Genomic DNA, 17286 nt, shown 5'->3' on the forward strand with positions numbered 1-17286 from the left:
ACATTATTTTTTAGTTGTAATATCTAAATATAAGCCCTCGTGCCTATTTATTTTAATATCTTTACTACAGTACAAGCGATGATAGTAAATTTTCTCTCATTACATATGTCTTGTAATGTTCTTAATACCATTTGTCCATTATGCATAAATTTAATTTGTTCGGATATATTTAACTTTTGAATGTTTAGATATTCCATACAATCGCAATCATAGATCGTTTCCTTTAAATAAACCCCTATTGTTTCATGAGAAAAACGAGCACAAATTATGTGCTTTTTCATTTAGTGTACTATTAGCCTCCGATGTTCTATATACAAGTGATTCCTAACTTGAATGCAACACAAAAAGAACTTCTTCAAGTCGATTAAATATGTGCATAGCAAAATAAGCTATATATACACTAATCGACTCAAAGAAGTCCTTTCACAATTGAAACAAGATGAAACTTGTTTATACAACTCAACTACAATAAAAAAAGGTGAAGCTCTTGATACAACTCCACCTTTTTAGTATACTTCCCTATTTTTTCGAAGAAACAGGATCCATTTTTAATGTTTTTATTCCTTCTTTTAATGTAAATGCATCTGCTCTTAATGTTTTCCAACTATCTTTTGCTGCATTCAGGTTAGGTTTTAAAAATTTAAATTTATTTTGATCTGCCTTTTGGGATGCTTTATCAATATGATTAAGTACTCCTGAATATTGAGAATCTAAATCATGCCATTGTGCTGACATATAGGTAAGAGCATTAATAGCTGATCCAATTGCATTTTGCATTTCAGCAATATTATTATACGCAACCCCAACTACACGATTTAATGTTATTTTATAGTCTACCGTTTGCCGTAATTGCGCTAATAACGGCTCTAACGTACCTAAATTATTTCTTGCAACCCCAATCATTACACCGCCAGCAATCCATGTAGGAATTGAGGGAACTGATACAGTTATTATTCCATCCGACTCTACTTGTTTAAAATGTCTTACTTGCTCTAAAACATCATTTAGGCGTTTTTCATCTTCATCTATTCCAGATGCTTGATTTTTTAAAATCGATTGCAAGATATCTTTATGACCTCCAAATGCTCGGACATCTTCTCCAATACTATCTCTTAACTTAGCTAGTTCTTGTATTAAATTCTGTGTATATGCTTGGTTTTGTTTAATCTCACCTTGTAAATCTGTAATGCCTTCTTTTAATGTATCTGCATCTCCTTCATTAATTGCTTCTACTAATGTATCGTAATAATTGTCAAATGTGGTATCATACTCTACAATTCCTGTAAGGGTATCTAAAAGTTGTTTTTTTATGTGCGCATCCCATTTTGTAGCATGCTCTCTTGCATTCTTTTGATCTTGTGCAATTTGACTAGGTAGATTTGTATATCCTTTAATATCAATTCCTTCAAAGTTAACATCTGGATTATTAATTAACAAATAAGAGTAATCATTCATGGATTTTGCAAATACCCCAGCATCTTGCAAAGCTTTTTTCATCTTTTCACTGTTTACAGAAAGAGATATATCTTCCGTACTGGTTTGTTCTATTTTACTTTCACTTGCAAAAGCAGCTACTGGTGAAACTACAGTAGTTGTTGTCAGGGTTAAAAACGTCGATACAGCAAGTAGTTTATAAGGAAAATTATTATTCACTTTAATTCCTCCTATTAATATATATTGATTTTTAGTTTGTTTTTTCTTGTTTAAAAGCAATGTCTTTGGAAATGAATTCTGCGTCCTTATGAATATCATTCCAACTTTGTTTAGCAGCTTTTAAATCGTCAGGTATTAACGAAAGTTTATGTTCTTGCATTTGATCGATATTATCATATAAATCTTTATAATTAGCCCCCATTTTATTCCATTGTTGCTGAATACTTGTTAGAGACATGATTGCTTGGTCCACTGTCTGATACAAATATGTTAGAGTGTCCTTGGTATTAGTAAGTGAAATAACCGCTTGATTAGCCAGATCAGCTTTCATACTTAATTCTCCGATTTTATTCGAAATTTCATTATAAGAATTCATATGATTAGATGCCTCGACACCAGCTGCTGTTCCTAAACCGATACCAGCGGCTCCTAGAGCTGTAAGACCACCAACAACAGCTGGTGTAGCTGTACCACCCGTCACAACAATTACTACTGCTCCTGCAATCGTTCCAATAACTAAAATAGCAGCTCCTAATCCACCACCAATTGACCAGGCTAATACATTATCAAAATGTGATTTCTGTGTAGAACGTAAATTCTCAATTTCGGCCTGAAGTTGTGGGACTAGTGCTTGTTTTCCCGCTAATATAGCCGTCAATCCGCCCTGTCCATCTGGACCACCAACATTATTTTTAAAATCTACAGTATTTGTATACAACTTTGTTTTAAAAGCCTCTAACATCTTAATGACTTCCGTAACATCATTTGAATTTGTATGAATTGTATCGATTAAATCCCCTATTCCTTCTTTGAGGCTTACCTTATCTTTCTTTTTTACAGTGTCTACTAATGTGTCGTAATAGTTTTGAAATTGCTCATCATAATTTACAATATTACGTGCTGTTTTTTGAATGTTTGGCTTCGCTGTATCTAACCAGTAATTTGCATTGATTCGTGACAGTTCCTGATTTAGGTGAATATTTTTGATTAATTCTCCTCCTCCGGAACCTAAATCAATGTTGGATAAATTTACATTCGGTTGCTTAATCATAGTTTTTGCGTACAAATCCATTACAAGAATATGAGAGCCTGTTTCAGCCAACGCTTTCTTTAATCCATCAGGTCCTAACGCATAATTTTCTATTTTCTGTTCCTGAGCTGTCTGTTCTTGTGCAAGTGCATGAATAGTACTACCATTCGTAGCAGTTATAACCGTTGCTAAAGTGGCTAAAGTTATAACCTTAAATGGAAATTTCATCATTTGATCTCCTCCTTATTTTCAGTTGCAATATAATCTTTTTGATAAACATATGTTCTTAATATTAGAATTTATAAACTTGTTCTTCGAGTTGAGTTGTTACACTTTTTAATCGTCTTAATGTATCTTTTTGAGACTGAGTGTTATTGGCATCAACTTCAGTCGATAATTTTGTAATACTATTATTTATTAGATCCAAATCCTCTTTGTAACGTTTCATTAGCTCAATTTCTCCATCTACTTGGTTAGCAAATGTATGCAAATCATTTTGCATGAAAAGAATCATTGATTTTTGTAAATCCGCTACAGTTAATTTAGTTGTTAAGTCATATAATTTCTGATTTTGTTTCTCTAAATCATTTAAATATGCACGTTGCTCTGCTGTTAGTTTATTAATTTCAGCAAAAGTATTATATGTTTTTTTTATTTTTTCAGGATCAATCACTTTCATAAGATCATACTCTTTCGTTTTTGTAACTGCAGCTGCAGCAATTTCACCTTTTTTACTTCTCTCTATTGCTTCACGTGCTTCTTTTTTGGCAGCCTCAATTTCTATAGCTGATTTTCCCTTTTCTTTTGCTTCTTGCTCTGCTTTCTTCTCTGCGTCTACAATAGCATTGTTTATTTCTTTTCCTTTGTTATACGCTACTACTGCTGTTTGAGCAGCCGGTTCAATGATATCTTTCGATAGACTATAAATTTCTTGGAATACCTTTAGCCCTTGTTCATTTAAGGCTCCTGGTAATAATGCTATTTGCTGTAAATCATTTTGAATTGATTTTTTTGTATCTAGCATTTCTGTTTTTAACTTATCTATTTTTCCTGTTCCCTCTGAACTAAGGATACTCTGTGCTTTTATCACATCGGAATCAAGATTTTTCAACTTTTTATTTACCTGTAGTTTTAGATCTATTAACTCATTAATTTGACGTTGCACACTTTCTTGGTTTGTTATGGTCATGTCTTGAAGGACTTCCAGTCTATCTGTAAACCCATCTTTATCTTCCTTATTATCTACAAACCCTTTTAATGTTGGATAATAACTATTAAATTTAGTTACAAATCCTTTACTTTTTGAATTTAATAGAATAAATTTTGGATAAAGTTCGGATGACCACTCTTTCATATCTTGTTTAATTAGAAATTGATTTGTATTTAAAGATGGAACTTCTTCAAGTTGTACATTCGGACTTGCTAAGGCTCCATCTATAAAGGTTTGTGTTAATTTGGAGTGTGCACCTATTTTTCTTAATGCTGAGGAAATATCTATATTATCTTGTTTCATTTCTGCCCGAACGATTGGCATTGCGAGTGTATTGATAGGAATAGTAGCACCAGAAACCATTGATGTTATTAAAAATCCTGCCATAATTTTATTCTTCATTCCGTACACCTCTTCACTATTATTTTTTACGATATTAATCGTGTATGTTGTAAAATCTAACGTTAGAATTTCTCCTCTCGTACACTCGATTTTTTAATAGAGCGTAAAGACTTTACTTCCCCATCATTTAAACACTATTTTTTTCATAAGTAAACTAGAAAATCGCATATGTTATATTTGATTTTTCTGATATTAAATGTTTTGTTTCATTAAAGTTATACTTAAAAAATTTAAGTGTAACTTTAAATTCACTAGGTGAAATAATTATACTACGATAATTAAATGAAAAATTTAATGATATAATTCAATCTTAATGTATATCTTTCTAAAAAATGATTTCAATATAATTTTATGGTTTTTTATGTATATATGTACTTTATATGAATATGTAAAATTACATATTCATAAACGAAGTGATCCATAAAATTGAACCAAACAGTACTAGATTCAGAATAGGATAGACTTACTAAAAAAACTTCTTGTCTATAGAAGAATTTTTTACTATGATTTCACTAATCTATTAAGAGTATTATCGATTATTATTTATAGATTAAACCCCATTAAAGCAAAAAAAGATGTCCTAGTACCATATCTAGGACATCCCTTCACTTTACTCTTCTTATACATAATTTGTAAGCTTATTCATTACATTTTATCGATTATAACTTGCCTTTTATACCAACGGTTCAACTTCTCTTTAGCAACACCTGAAAGACGCTTAGTTTTTTGATTGTAGAACCTAGAAAGAGTAGGTTGTGATATGCCTATCTCTTCTGAAAGCTCCCTCATTGTTATATTCTTCTTCGTATGCAAAAATATAATCTTTTCACGGATTACATATTCACTTTCATCCACACTTATGGGCTTACTTTCTTTCTTGGTAACAGCTTTTTCCACTTGTATCACATTGGTATTATTCTTTTTAGGTAGATCCTCCATTGCATTCATTAACTCTTTAGGTGGAAATATCCTAATACCTAACTGTGAATAATAATTTTTAAACCAATTCTTTTTTGTTAATTGCTCTTCATCTAATCCATTCTCATACTCCCAATGTGAAATAACCTTTTCACGTTCTAGATCCATTAAGACATTTTCTAATTGGTCTCTGATTCTATTAGGTTTTTGATTTTGTTTAATATCCATTACTGCTAATAGTCCTTTATCCCCACCTATAGAATAAGGCCTGCTTAAACTAGAAAACATTTGTCGAATTCTCCACTGCCATGTTAAATAACGAATTAGTCTTTTGTGATACTTATGCCTATAACTATTGTATTCCAGTGCTTTTTTAGAAAGTAATGCGTTTGTACTATTTGAACCATATAAGTAGCTTGACAAGAAACTACCTGGTTTAATTCGGCATGATTCTATTCCCATGTATTCATTTGTATTTTTATCTCTCCAAAGCACCACTGAATCAAGCACAAAAAGCCTTTTTATGATTTCACGTTTTACTTCGTAATGTTTACCCGGTTCTGCACGATCACTTAAAACTACAACCTCATTTTCATCATTAAGATATATAAAAATACTTGCTAAAGCAGCAATTCTTTTAGCAACTTTAATCTTATCTTCAGCTCGATAATATTCAATTCCATTAGCTTTTGCCTTAGGAATACTACACATTTCTAAAACTTGTTCATATGAGAAATCAATGAACTCATCTGGTGATTTAGCCTCATTCAACCATTGAATAGTGATAGAATCCAGACAATCTGCTGTTAAGTCATCCATATTACTCATAACACCATCCACGAGTGTATTCCACCGAGCTGCTTCCTCTATGTTTGTTAACCTTAAATCTTCATCTTTATGAGAAGAAAGTTGAGCCAGTCCATTACTATCCTTTGTTTCAATTGGATATGACTTTATTTTCGTTTCTTCATCCTCTTCAAATTGATTTTTCGCAATTCCATCTCTTAATTTATAATAAACAGCAGAGTTATTAACCTCATAATAATCATTTGGTTTTACTCGTTTATCATCCTCTAACGGAATAGTTTCCATTTCATTGTTACTCTTTATGGACCTTAAGAACTCCTGGTGAATAAATAAATCTATTGCTTCTTGTATTTCATCTTTATATTGATCTATCTCTGTGAATATTTGTAATGAAGAAACTCCTCTTTTTTGCTGCTTTTCAAGCCATTGTACTAGCATTGAAAAAGAAGGAGAAAGATATGCAGAAGTTACTATTTTGCTGTTATCTTCTTTCACATCCTTATAATAAGCATTCCATTTATCCCATAATGTCTCGTTATCTTTATAAAGTGGTTCCGATATTAATAATGCATCACGAAACAATTGTAGAACATTATCCATATGTCCCCCTCCTTCTTCCTTAAATTTTTAAAATCTTATTATTTCAAGTTGAAATAATATAGCTATATGAATTCCCTTATATAAAAACATGAAAAAATATCAGAATTTTCATTCTTTTAACCTCGCTATTAATGATGTTTCATCACGTAGCATTGAAGTTTTTTCTTTTATTTATTATATAGAACAACAACAATTTGTAAAACATAGCTATTGTATAGCCTACTTTATAATAACATTAGCACCATTAAATAAGATTATTTTCATATAAACATGAAAATCTATAGCGGTATCATGTCCCTTTCGAGATAAAGATGAAAATTGTATCAATATCTTTATTAAAAATAATAAACGAAAAATTTTTTTCATTAACCCCTACATCCCTGATATAAAAGGATTTGTTCAATCCTCTTAATATTCGATATGAAAACTTATAGCTATATCATGTCCCTTTCGAATTTATCTTGAAAGGCTTAAAACTACCTATATATCAATGTTTAGAATGCTATTTTTCATTTTAAAAGTTCTTTCCCCTACATGAAAACTTGTAGCTATATCATGTCCCCTTATTTCAAAAACATGAAATACAAAATAGCTATATGGTGTCCCTTTCGAAAACTCTAACATTTGATATGAAGCCTATCACATCAACGATTTAAAGCTATCCTCCTAAAATCCATAGAACAAAAAAGATGAAAATCTACAGCGGTATCATGTCCCTTTTGAGATAATCTAAATTCATTAAAACCATTATTAAATCAAGCATTATAAAGGTTATCACTTCTAGTTCTTTTCTTTCTAGAAAGATGAAAATCTACAGCGGTATCATGTCCTTTATTTTTTTTAGCATATTCATGAAATCCCTTGGGGCACTAAGCTTCAGGGAGGTTTTCATCTTTTCATATTTCGCCTTAAAGGAGGACATTTTTACAAAATTCGATTTGCTATAATCAAAATTGGTATATTTTATAGTATTTTGACATATATTTCTGAATTTGTAGAACGGAGGTGAAAAAGATGGGAAAGTCATTTGTAATACGAAATCAACGTAGCTTAAATGGAAAAACAACAAACGCAGTTTTAGTAACACTCAAATCTTGGCAAAAGCTTGTGGAAGCATTTGAGGAGAAATACTACAGCTATAAAGATACATATTTAGAAGATATTTTGCAGCACATGACATACGAAGAACGTATTGCTGACGTAGAAGGCTTTGTCGAAAAAGCCAAACCATCTTTTTCACGTCGCGCAATGTCTGCACTTGCAGAAAAAACGGGAAGAAAGCATAAATTATACGGTATTACGAATGCTGATCTTGAAGTGTTCTTGTACTTACATAAAAAATGCTATACAAACGGCGTCATTCCAAATGTAACCATACATATGATGTGGGAAGATTACAAGCAATATAAAGAAGAATTTGCTTATATCCAACACTCTCAATTCTATATCGCATTAAAGAAATTAAACTTACATAACATTATCTCCATCGAAAATGGAGTAGATGGCCGTTATACAATCAAACTCACTCATTTTATGAATGAGGAAACAGAAAAAGCAAATCCGTACGTATATATTAGTCCTGTTGTATTTACAAAGGATTTCTTTAAGCTATCTGTAGCAGCTAAGAAACTATTCTTAGACATCGCAATGCAACAACATACGGAAACAACATTAAAGCGTTCTTTAGACAAGCAGGACGAAAGAGGAAACAAAACTCACTTCGGTGGGATGTATCGTTTCTTACATAAAAAATATCCGCATCAGATCCGTGCGGTTATCGATGAATTAACAACTGCATTACCATGTACGGGGAATCCCCTATTCAAAATTTGCAAAATGCAAAAAGGTGTAAAGCATACAAAACGATATACAACATTATATCTGTCTATCCATTCAGACTTCTTATGTTCGAAAGAAGCTGGAGAAGAACAACATAGGGATCCATTTACACCAAAAGCTACCTATGCTCGAAAAGCGAAATTTATCGAAGCAATCCTACAAGAGATGAATATCGGTGAACTTTCTGCAGACATGAATAAATTCATTCATGTATTAAAGCATACTTGTCATCGTCAAATTCGCAGTGTAATTCACGGACTACGTGACATGGTTGATCGAAAAGAAGGATATCCAACGAAAATTGTATATACATTGAAGAAACTATTGCATCAGACATCTCAATATCAAATTCTCGATACAGCAGCAAAAGAAGGTATCTACCCTCTTATTGCGCAGCATATACCAAAAGAGAGAAATAGCGAACGTGAGCAAGCTATCTTTAATTTCGGCCTACATTATTCTATGTATTCTCTTCATAACATTAAAAAGATGTTTAAAAATGTGCATGCATTATTGAAGCAGAAGTTTGCGGTACCAGTAACAGAAGAGTCTTATCACCGTAATTATCTAAAATACCAGGAAGAAACGTTATTTAGAAAATATGCATATGATCAAGGAGTGAATCTCCATGCATATATCGCTTTAGAAATTGAAATACGTGAAAAACTAAAAGTTCGTGGCCATAAAGAACGCACGATTCCAAGTGATGTACGTGAATGGTTTATCGAGGCAATTGATAAGCTGCCACAAGAAAAACTTCGTGTGATTGAACTACCAAAGCAGTTTAATTTACTAGAGTTTATGCGTACCTTCGAACGTTTAGTACGTGCTGGAATAACAATAACAACTCCAGATCAGGTGCTAACCGCAATGGAAATAAAATAATAGTAATGAGCTCTCTATTTTTGAAAAAATCGAAAGTAGAGGGCTATTCGTGTTTGTATAATTAGTAATCCATTTCTGCTACTCTACTTATAAATACTAAATCGAAATGACTTCATATAAAATGGAGTCATTTTTTATGCACTTCTATACAAATTCAATTCTAGCAATATATAACTCTCCACATAATACTAGGGAGTATTCTTCTAATGTATTAAAACCTATCTCATAATACCTACAAAAAATCAAAAGGAAAATTATAAAAATAGTGGATATGCGGACAAATATGGTTCATTGTGAATATAATCTTTCTAAAACCATTGTAATTACTAATGTTGTTGCATTTATCTAATAAAAATCATCAATAATAATGTGAGTTATGTGTAAATACTGAGTTATGTTAGCAAATAGCAGCCTAATCTGGATAAAATGTGGGTAATTGAACGCTAGATACTGCTTATTTACCAAAATAAAGAAAATAAAGCCTATTTCCACAGTTGGATAAATATAAAGTGATTTGCATCAATTCCTTTCCGATTTCATGTAGAAATATGTGATTCCCTTTATGCTTTTTTATAGAAGTGATAGTCTAATAATTATTGAATTTCCGGATACATTTTCTACTATTTATGATTTTTTACGTTCCAACATCAAATTTTCCCTTGTGGGAGTAGATCTTTCCCCTATTTTTGATAACCTATAATAGTTTTATCTTTATTTCTTTTTAATATATAAGATACATATTTATAATAGATTTTTAATACAGCTAGTATGCTTGTTATTAAGATGTCCGACCTAATTGAAAATATTTGTAAAATCCGTTATAATAATGGTAATTAAACATATCATTACTCCCATGTAAAAGGACAAATCTACGAATCCTTATTAGGACGAGATTTGTCTTTTTTTTCATTGAAAATAAAAAACAACATATCAAAAAGGAAAAGGGTTGTTTGTCCGTTTTCCTTTTTGATATGCCAACAACCGAGCGTAGCAAAGGGCGGTAGCAGGTCTTTCACTTATTTTTTGTTATAATATATGATAAGAATTTAGGTGATTATAATGAACAAGGGTATTAGTATAGAAGTAGTATTAGAAGCGTTTTCTGCTTATTTAGCAGAAAATGGACGTAAACAATCTAGGATTGAACTTTATAATTACGATATTACTGGTTTTTATAAGTGACTAAGAGCAAATGAGAAGCTCCTAGATATCAAATCATGAAGTGAACTACCTAAAGAAAATTATTAGGAGTATTTCTATGCGCTAGAAAACAAGGCACAGAATATGGCCGTTCTTAAATAAATTGAACATGTCTTTAGCGATAGATACTTCAGTAGATGATTTTCACCTCTCATTAATTCCTGATCAATCACTAAGTGATAAGGATTTTATTACCGAAGCAGAAGAAAAACTATTAAAACAAACTACCCTTTCAACAAAAGGATTAACAGAAAGACACGTTGAATATCGCCCTCTTATTATGGATAGAAACGCTTCTATAATAAATTTAGTAGTAAACTATGGGTTGTCCTTACAAGGGCTTGTATCGCTTAATATGAGCCATATACAGCTTGCTCTTTAATTGTTCCAGGAGAAAATGGTGTAACTAGGTCTGTTTCCTTAACCAAGGAAGATACAAAGCATCTTTACAAATACTATATAACTATTCCTGAACATGTAAGGCTTAGACGGTATACAGATAATCCTTTGTTTATAGCATTTAATTTTAATCAGGGAACATATCGTTGAGTTTACGAAAAAGATGCGCCAAAGGCTTTGTCTGAGGTTGCAATACAAAAGATGATACGACTTGAATTAAAACGTGAAGGGTTGAATAGACATATCTTGGCGCAGCAAATGCGAAATACATTCATTGTTTGTCTTATTAGGCAAGGCTCTTAATTACTGTTATCACGAGAGGTTTAGAAGTGTATAAACAAGCGATTAGCTGCTTATATATCTGTATTAGCCTAGATATTTTGTAATGTCAGTGAGATATCAGCAATCATAGAAGTGTTTCTACTCCAACCTAGGAAGCCAAGATATCAATAGGTTTTGTACGGTTCTCTAGCAGAATCTCAGCAATTGTATTACATAATAGTGACAACGGACTATCTTTTCCCCACTTTAACCTACAAAACAACAATCTCGAGATAAATTGACTTTTTTCATTTCCTCTTTAATTTCTCTATAAGTATTCATCATTATAAAACTTGCCCCTTCTTTTTTACATAGAAAAAGAGAGTCCCTTGCTATAGGAACCCTCTCTTATGCATATCCTCTATTTTTAATCAATCACAATTTCATGTATATTTAGCTTGTTTAATTTTTCATTATAGAAACTCATTACTTTTTGAGCATGTTGAGCCATTAATCCATCTTGGACAGTAAGTGCTTCAAAATACGGATAACGAATGTTTGTAACATAACCATTCAGCTGCACGTATTGTTCTAAAATCAATGAGAACTCCTCATCTAATTTACGACAAAATTTGTGCAGCATTAAAAGGTTATGAGTTTTAGGGGCTGTTCTAATGTTTAGTGTAAGAAATCCTTTTAGAGGTTTCCCAACACATTGTTGACTATGGTAACAAATAACTGAGGCAGGGAAAGGTTTCATGTGAGTTAAGTACCTAGCAGAATCTAAATTAGATTTTGCAATGAATAGCAACTCTTCTAGATCCTCAGTATTTTTCATATAAAACTTGCCCCCCTAGTGCAATTTTGTATTCCATGGTTACATTACGGTTAGCACGTTCTTGAAACTCTTCAGGTCCATATACTAAAATATCAACTGGTGTTTCCATCACATCGTAAATACCCCAATTGATAAGATTAATCACTTCTCTCTTTCTTGTTCCTACACCATCCACAATAATACAAAGATCAAAATCACGATCTTTATTTGGTGTACCATAAGCATGAGAGCCAAAAAGGATAATTTTTTGGACAAAAGACACGGTCTCACAAATTTTTTGTACTAATAGGTTTAGCTCTCTTTGTACTTCCTCGTTAATCCAAATCACCCCTTGGAAAATAGAATTATATTGACGTTTAAGTATATTATATATGCGCTTCTCTTCTCCTTACTATTACATATTTATTTTCATATTGTGCCCTTATTTCCCAACGTCCTTCAATGCTTAATAACATTTGTAAACCTTCTTGAAGTCTTGTTAGAACCCATCATCACAGATACCTTATTCCTTAACTTGATGAAGGACGAAAGACCAAAGGTAAGTGAAAGTTAAATTAGGGGTTACTTGTAATAGAATGCTTTGTTCCTCTGTAGTTGTATATGAAGCAATGTTCTGTATGTAAATACATCTAAAGATTACCTTCCCAGTGGTCTTTAGATGTACTCCGCAATTTAAGTTTTTTAGAAAGCCTTTGTTTTTAATAATGATATCTTGGAGGTAGTGGCTGTGGATTGAGTTCTACAAAAGTACCAGGAGGTAGTGGTTGCGGGTTGAGCTGTACAAAAGTATTCCATGACCCATATGGAATATACTGCATAGGATTTGGTGTAAATGATGTATATACCTGTAGATGACAACACGGAACTATATGCATTAATATTTCATCTCCTTCAAAATAATAATTCGTTCATGACAACTTATGTATTTTAGATTTAAGTAAAGTAGTAATACTACCTAATTTTTAAAAATAGTTAAATCCAATTTACTAGGACAAAAATACATTCATACAATGAATATATTTTTGGATGAGAGGGGATATTTTATGGGATTTGAACCAAAAGACACAGTCTTAAAAATTGCTGAATTGGATAATATCCGCTTAACTAAAATATACTTTGCCCCAGGCTGGATTGTATTCAACAGTAGTACTGGGGATAAAAGCGATGTTTTTATGTCTATATCTAACGTTACTGGTACAGTTATGCTAAATTCTGATAAGAGTAGTCAAGTTAGTTTTTCATACATCCTAAATAACAACAGGACCCTCTTGGGGGGAAGTAGTGTGGAATCCGGTTTTTAAGATTCTTTATTTAACCAAAGATGGAGGGTTCCTTACTGAATGGCGGGATATTGTATCACCTGATTGTAGGTTAAAGAACTATACTGTCACGCACACGTGGACTATTCCACGCAATATTTATGATGACTTTGGGAAAATTCGTACTTTTCTTAGTACCTCCTCAGCACCTTGGTATCCTTGTCCTAGGTAACAAAAATTATTATTCAGATTATAAGAAATAGGATGTCTCAATTTTAAATTATTGGCTTTTATCGCTAAAAATTTAATAAACTGTCATCTAAAAAGAAACTCTAGGTTAGTCAATAATTCGTATAGGGTGCAGTTTCTATTTCATTTACAATATTTATTATACATGCTTCTCTGCAGTGTAATAAAAAAGACATTGAACAAATACGTTTAATGTCTTTTTCCCTCTAATATACTTGCCTTGTTTATCTTGTATTTATATACCAAGTAACTGCTTCTTTTTGGCGTTAAACTCATCTTCTGTAATAACCCCTATATCGCATAGCTCTTTGAATTTCTTTAATTCGTCTGCTGTTGATATTGGAGCAGATACTGCTTGTGGTTGAGCTTCAGTAGGTTTGCTTTTTAAAGCATCTAGAACTTGATGGATATGATTATTAATGGATTTTGCTGAATCTTTATCTAACGCAACTTTGATCTTTTCTTGCGGAGTATCAATTGTTAGAAAGCCTAACCACATCCCTATTTCAAAAGATATATCATTTATCTTTTCATGATCTACTGCTTTGAATTTTTCACCAGTCATTGTTTTTTGTCCGAACATAATGCGTTTATTACTTATGGCGTAGGCATAATAACCATCATGCTTTGTTGTAGATTGATAATCGTGCATTCCGATATAAGTCATATGAATTTTTTCGCCATTCATCAAGTTATCTTCTAATACCTTGAAGTGTTTTACACCCCACTTTTCATTAAAGCCAGAACCAAATGTATTATCTATACAGAATTGATACATTCCTTCAGCGCATGACAATGGATCCTCAGCAAGTTTTGCTACCTTTGCATCGATTGTAGCTTTCAATTCTTCCATAGTGTCCGTACTTACACTTACAACACCCAAGCCACCTGCTTTATCAAAGCAATCTGGGCATAGCCATGCATCAGATTTTAGTATTTTATAACGATTTAAACCAACCTTTGTATCACAAACACCACATACTGCCTTTTTAAAAAAAAACATAATTTTTCCTCCAGTTATATATATCGAATAGTAGTAAACAAACCTAACTTTCTACGTAATATTATAATTAACAAATATAAGTATAACACACCTAAAACACTATAGGATGCCAAACAAAGCCTTAACCATTTGTTCCTCTATAGTTTAAAAAGAAAAAAGACATTGAACAGTTTGTTTCAATGTCTTTTTTCTTTTTAAATGTTTGTATACTCAAAGTATAGTTTTTCTGGTTTTCCATATATGTTAATTTCATTTTGATATAGGACAGCTAATGGCTGAGACATCTCAATGCTTTCCACATAGGATAATGAAGCAGTTGCTTCTATTTTTTCTTTAATCTCATTAGGAATGGCTGAATAAGATAAGTTATTCATTTTACTTCCTAGTTTAGTATCTGTAGCAGCTTCATAATAAATTTCGGTAATTAAGACTTCATTATCATCTGGAACATACATGTATCCTCGATTAACTGTAATCATATTATATAACTCCTCTCAAGTTTCATATTCTAATTCCTTGTGCTTTTAGCATTGCAACAAGTCTTTACATATTTAGATTCCCTTGTTCTTCTCTTTCGAATGCCATTATGAATTGATACTTATTATCTTACTTCATAGTGAAATTTTGGAATTTCCAACAATATAAAGTTTTGATTTTATAGATAGTAAGTTCATAACTTTTAACGTGTTAATTATTTTTTTCTTTTGAAAATTTTAAATGATTTCCCCTATTGATAAGATTGGCTTATCTAAAGTAATTGCATGTTCATATTTCATCATAAATATCCTCTTTTCTAAATAAAAAGCACGAAATATGTGCGTTTTATCCATATTTTTTTATGCTATACTCTGTAAAAATTCATATAATCTCTCCCCTAAATTAAACAAAAAGCACAAAATTTGTACTTTCTCATTTAGCATACTTTTAGTCCTAAAGGTTTATGTATAAGTGATTCCTAACTTGAAGACAACACAAAAAGGACTTCTTCAAGTCGATTAAAATGTGCATAGCAAAATAAGCTATATATACACTAATCGGCTCAAAGAAGCCCTTTCATAATTGAAACAAAAATATAACTTGTTTCTAAAACTCAACCACAACACATAGGGCGTGGGAATAGACGGAATCAATTAAACAATAAATATAGATTTATATTAAACCATTTTTATATTATATTCAATTGTTTTCAATAGAACAGAGATAAGAAGGAAGTTTATATGCAGATCCCACATGTATTGTATAATAATGCCCCTGATTCCCCTGCTATAAATCCCCTCTTATATTCAGGCCCTGGTGTTACTTCATGTACTGTATTTCAAAATATAGTTTTTCGGGCTTTTGATTTTGAACTAAATAACAAAGTATTTCCTTAATATTTTTTTCTTCTACTTCAACATTTTCCATATAGGTCATACTTTCGTTTTCCTGGACCTTTTCAAAAATAGCAATAGGTACTTTAACTGGATCAAATATCCCCATTTTACTGCCTAACTTTTTTTCTGATGTACCATCATAGAAAATTTCATTTACTATTACCTCATTATTATCAGGATCGTACATGTACCCTCTTTGTATACGTAGCAATATAGTACTCCTTTCTTGTATATTCCTCCAATGAAATAACTATATTTGTATATAATGTTATTTTATTAACAGGTGTCAAAGAATATTATTTCGCAAAATCCTTGCTTTGTATAGAGGTAGATACAGGATTATTAATTTTGTTAAGTTTTTTTGAATATTTCAAGCTAATTATAAAATAAACAAGCCACCCTTGAAGCGAAAGCTTGTAAGGTGGATTAGTTTTCTTTAAATAGCTTTGTATCTAATTGTTTAATCTCCCCTTCTGCAAGAGGTTGATAAAAAGCGTGTTGTAATCCTTGAAAATGTAAAGATTCCCCTATGCATAACAATACTTTACCAGGAATTAAATCAAGTAATAGTTCATTATTAATTTTCTTTGCTTGTTTTTTAGTAGAAACATAAATAACTAAGATTGTAGGGTTATTCCCTAAGTCCTGCATAATAACATCTTTTCCTGACTCTACAAAAGTCTGCCATCTAGCAATTATTCGTTTTAATCGATCCTTTTGATCAGATAATAAGGTGGAGTATACAACAAAGTTAAATTTACGTTCTTTTCCTCCATTTACTATAAAACTTAAAGAAGGGGTAAAAACCCCTTTACTAATAGATGGATGCATAATATGACCTAAAAATGAAGGAGCGTAGCGTAAATGACAAAGTAGGTCTATGTCATGCCAATAACGTAGGTGAACATATTTACCATGATTGTCAAGACGCTCTGGGGCAAAGAAGAACATATTCCCTTGCCAGTATTTTAGTAGTTTAAATCCATTATTGGATAAGGTATATGTTTCTTCAAAGATTTCCATATCAAAAATTTCTACTTGCCATTTTTCTATAAATTGATAGTAAAGTAATCCTTGAAGTGCATTATTAATTTTCTTCCGTGAAAATTTATTCTTGAATAGATATAATAAATGATTAAACCGAACAGATGTATGAACACCAATGAAATTGAGTATAGCATATTGTTCCTCTGTTAAAAGCTGCTTAAACTTAACTAATTCGTCATAAGAGTGGAATACATAGGTTTTATCCAAGTCATGTATCCGATATATTTGAAGTCCTTGTACATCCTCACTTGATAAATGAGGAATAGAAGGAATATAAGTAGACATTTGTTTCTTTATTGTACGCATAATCATC

11 protein-coding genes and 3 pseudogenes are annotated in these 17286 nt (G+C 31.6%); 3 read left to right on the forward strand and 11 right to left on the reverse strand.

The window, feature by feature from the left end:
* Nucleotides 1–519: 519 nt before the first annotated feature.
* From hblA to NST27_RS29680, 5 genes and pseudogenes are all read right to left on the reverse strand, one after another.
* The gene (gene hblA / locus NST27_RS28515) at nucleotides 520–1653 is read right to left on the reverse strand and encodes a hemolysin BL binding component B (RefSeq protein WP_001063470.1); all 1134 of its coding nucleotides are present in this window, start codon (nucleotides 1651–1653) and stop codon (nucleotides 520–522) included.
* Nucleotides 1654–1684: 31 nt separating this feature from the next.
* Nucleotides 1685–2914 (reverse strand): hemolysin BL lytic component L1, encoded by a 1230-nt coding sequence (gene hblD / locus NST27_RS28520; RefSeq protein WP_000975323.1) that lies wholly within the window; start codon nucleotides 2912–2914, stop codon nucleotides 1685–1687.
* Nucleotides 2915–2975: 61 nt separating this feature from the next.
* Complete coding sequence (gene hblC, locus NST27_RS28525; protein WP_047388013.1) at nucleotides 2976–4295, reverse strand: hemolysin BL lytic component L2; 1320 nt, start codon at nucleotides 4293–4295, stop codon at nucleotides 2976–2978.
* Nucleotides 4296–4940: 645 nt separating this feature from the next.
* Nucleotides 4941–6257 (reverse strand): annotated as a pseudogene (locus NST27_RS28530) (helix-turn-helix domain-containing protein); the annotation flags it as partial.
* Nucleotides 6258–6328: 71 nt separating this feature from the next.
* Nucleotides 6329–6620: pseudogene (locus NST27_RS29680) on the reverse strand (hypothetical protein); the annotation flags it as partial.
* 1014 nt (nucleotides 6621–7634) lie between these two features.
* Here NST27_RS29680 and NST27_RS28535 point away from each other — a divergent pair.
* Together NST27_RS28535 and NST27_RS28540 are read left to right on the forward strand one after the other, a co-directional pair.
* Nucleotides 7635–9344, forward strand: coding sequence for a hypothetical protein (locus NST27_RS28535; RefSeq protein ID WP_341035306.1), 1710 nt, complete (start codon nucleotides 7635–7637; stop codon nucleotides 9342–9344).
* A gap of 1059 nt (nucleotides 9345–10403) precedes the next feature.
* Nucleotides 10404–11240, forward strand: a pseudogene (locus NST27_RS28540) (integrase); the annotation flags it as partial.
* 391 nt (nucleotides 11241–11631) lie between these two features.
* On the opposite strand, the gene NST27_RS28550 reads toward NST27_RS28540, so the two are convergent.
* Complete coding sequence (locus NST27_RS28550) at nucleotides 11632–12042, reverse strand: HEPN domain-containing protein (RefSeq protein WP_000798818.1); 411 nt, start codon at nucleotides 12040–12042, stop codon at nucleotides 11632–11634.
* Nucleotides 12029–12415 carry a nucleotidyltransferase domain-containing protein gene (locus NST27_RS28555; RefSeq protein WP_061661839.1) on the reverse strand — a complete coding sequence of 129 codons (387 nt, stop codon included), beginning with the start codon at nucleotides 12413–12415 and terminating at the stop codon, nucleotides 12029–12031. Before NST27_RS28555 ends, NST27_RS28550 begins: the two co-directional genes overlap by 14 nt.
* 670 nt (nucleotides 12416–13085) lie before the next feature.
* Here NST27_RS28555 and NST27_RS28560 point away from each other — a divergent pair.
* Nucleotides 13086–13343, forward strand: coding sequence for a hypothetical protein (locus NST27_RS28560; RefSeq protein WP_240525090.1), 258 nt, complete (start codon nucleotides 13086–13088; stop codon nucleotides 13341–13343).
* Between the two features lie 442 nt (nucleotides 13344–13785).
* Here the strand turns inward: NST27_RS28560 and NST27_RS28565 are convergent, their stop codons facing one another.
* The 4 genes from NST27_RS28565 to NST27_RS28580 form a co-directional block, all read right to left on the reverse strand.
* The gene (locus tag NST27_RS28565; RefSeq protein WP_061661838.1) at nucleotides 13786–14553 is read right to left on the reverse strand and encodes a PH domain-containing protein; all 768 of its coding nucleotides are present in this window, start codon (nucleotides 14551–14553) and stop codon (nucleotides 13786–13788) included.
* 194 nt (nucleotides 14554–14747) lie between these two features.
* Nucleotides 14748–15032, reverse strand: coding sequence for a hypothetical protein (locus NST27_RS28570; protein WP_000633829.1), 285 nt, complete (start codon nucleotides 15030–15032; stop codon nucleotides 14748–14750).
* 817 nt (nucleotides 15033–15849) lie between these two features.
* Nucleotides 15850–16137, reverse strand: coding sequence for a hypothetical protein (locus NST27_RS28575; RefSeq protein WP_002183131.1), 288 nt, complete (start codon nucleotides 16135–16137; stop codon nucleotides 15850–15852).
* 215 nt (nucleotides 16138–16352) lie between these two features.
* Entirely contained in the window at nucleotides 16353–17279 is a 927-nt protein-coding gene (locus NST27_RS28580) for a hypothetical protein (RefSeq protein ID WP_170868018.1), read from the reverse strand.
* Between the last annotated feature and the right edge of the window lie 7 nt (nucleotides 17280–17286).

The sequence above is a fragment of the Bacillus sp. FSL W8-0770 genome (assembly GCF_038008705.1).
GTDB lineage: Bacteria > Bacillota > Bacilli > Bacillales > Bacillaceae_G > Bacillus_A > Bacillus_A cereus.

Bases quoted from the DNA above. Each gene is read 5' to 3' on its own strand.
- NST27_RS28535 (WP_341035306.1), top strand. From the start codon at position 7,635: ATGGGAAAGTCATTTGTAATACGAAATCAACGTAGCTTAAATGGAAAA.
- NST27_RS28570 (WP_000633829.1), bottom strand. From the start codon at position 15,032: ATGATTACAGTTAATCGAGGATACATGTATGTTCCAGATGATAATGAA.
- hblD (WP_000975323.1), bottom strand. From the start codon at position 2,914: ATGATGAAATTTCCATTTAAGGTTATAACTTTAGCCACTTTAGCAACG.
- hblC (WP_047388013.1), bottom strand. From the start codon at position 4,295: ATGAAGAATAAAATTATGGCAGGATTTTTAATAACATCAATGGTTTCT.
- NST27_RS28565 (WP_061661838.1), bottom strand. From the start codon at position 14,553: ATGTTTTTTTTTAAAAAGGCAGTATGTGGTGTTTGTGATACAAAGGTT.
- NST27_RS28560 (WP_240525090.1), top strand. From the start codon at position 13,086: ATGGGATTTGAACCAAAAGACACAGTCTTAAAAATTGCTGAATTGGAT.
- NST27_RS28550 (WP_000798818.1), bottom strand. From the start codon at position 12,042: ATGAAAAATACTGAGGATCTAGAAGAGTTGCTATTCATTGCAAAATCT.
- NST27_RS28580 (WP_170868018.1), bottom strand. From the start codon at position 17,279: ATGCGTACAATAAAGAAACAAATGTCTACTTATATTCCTTCTATTCCT.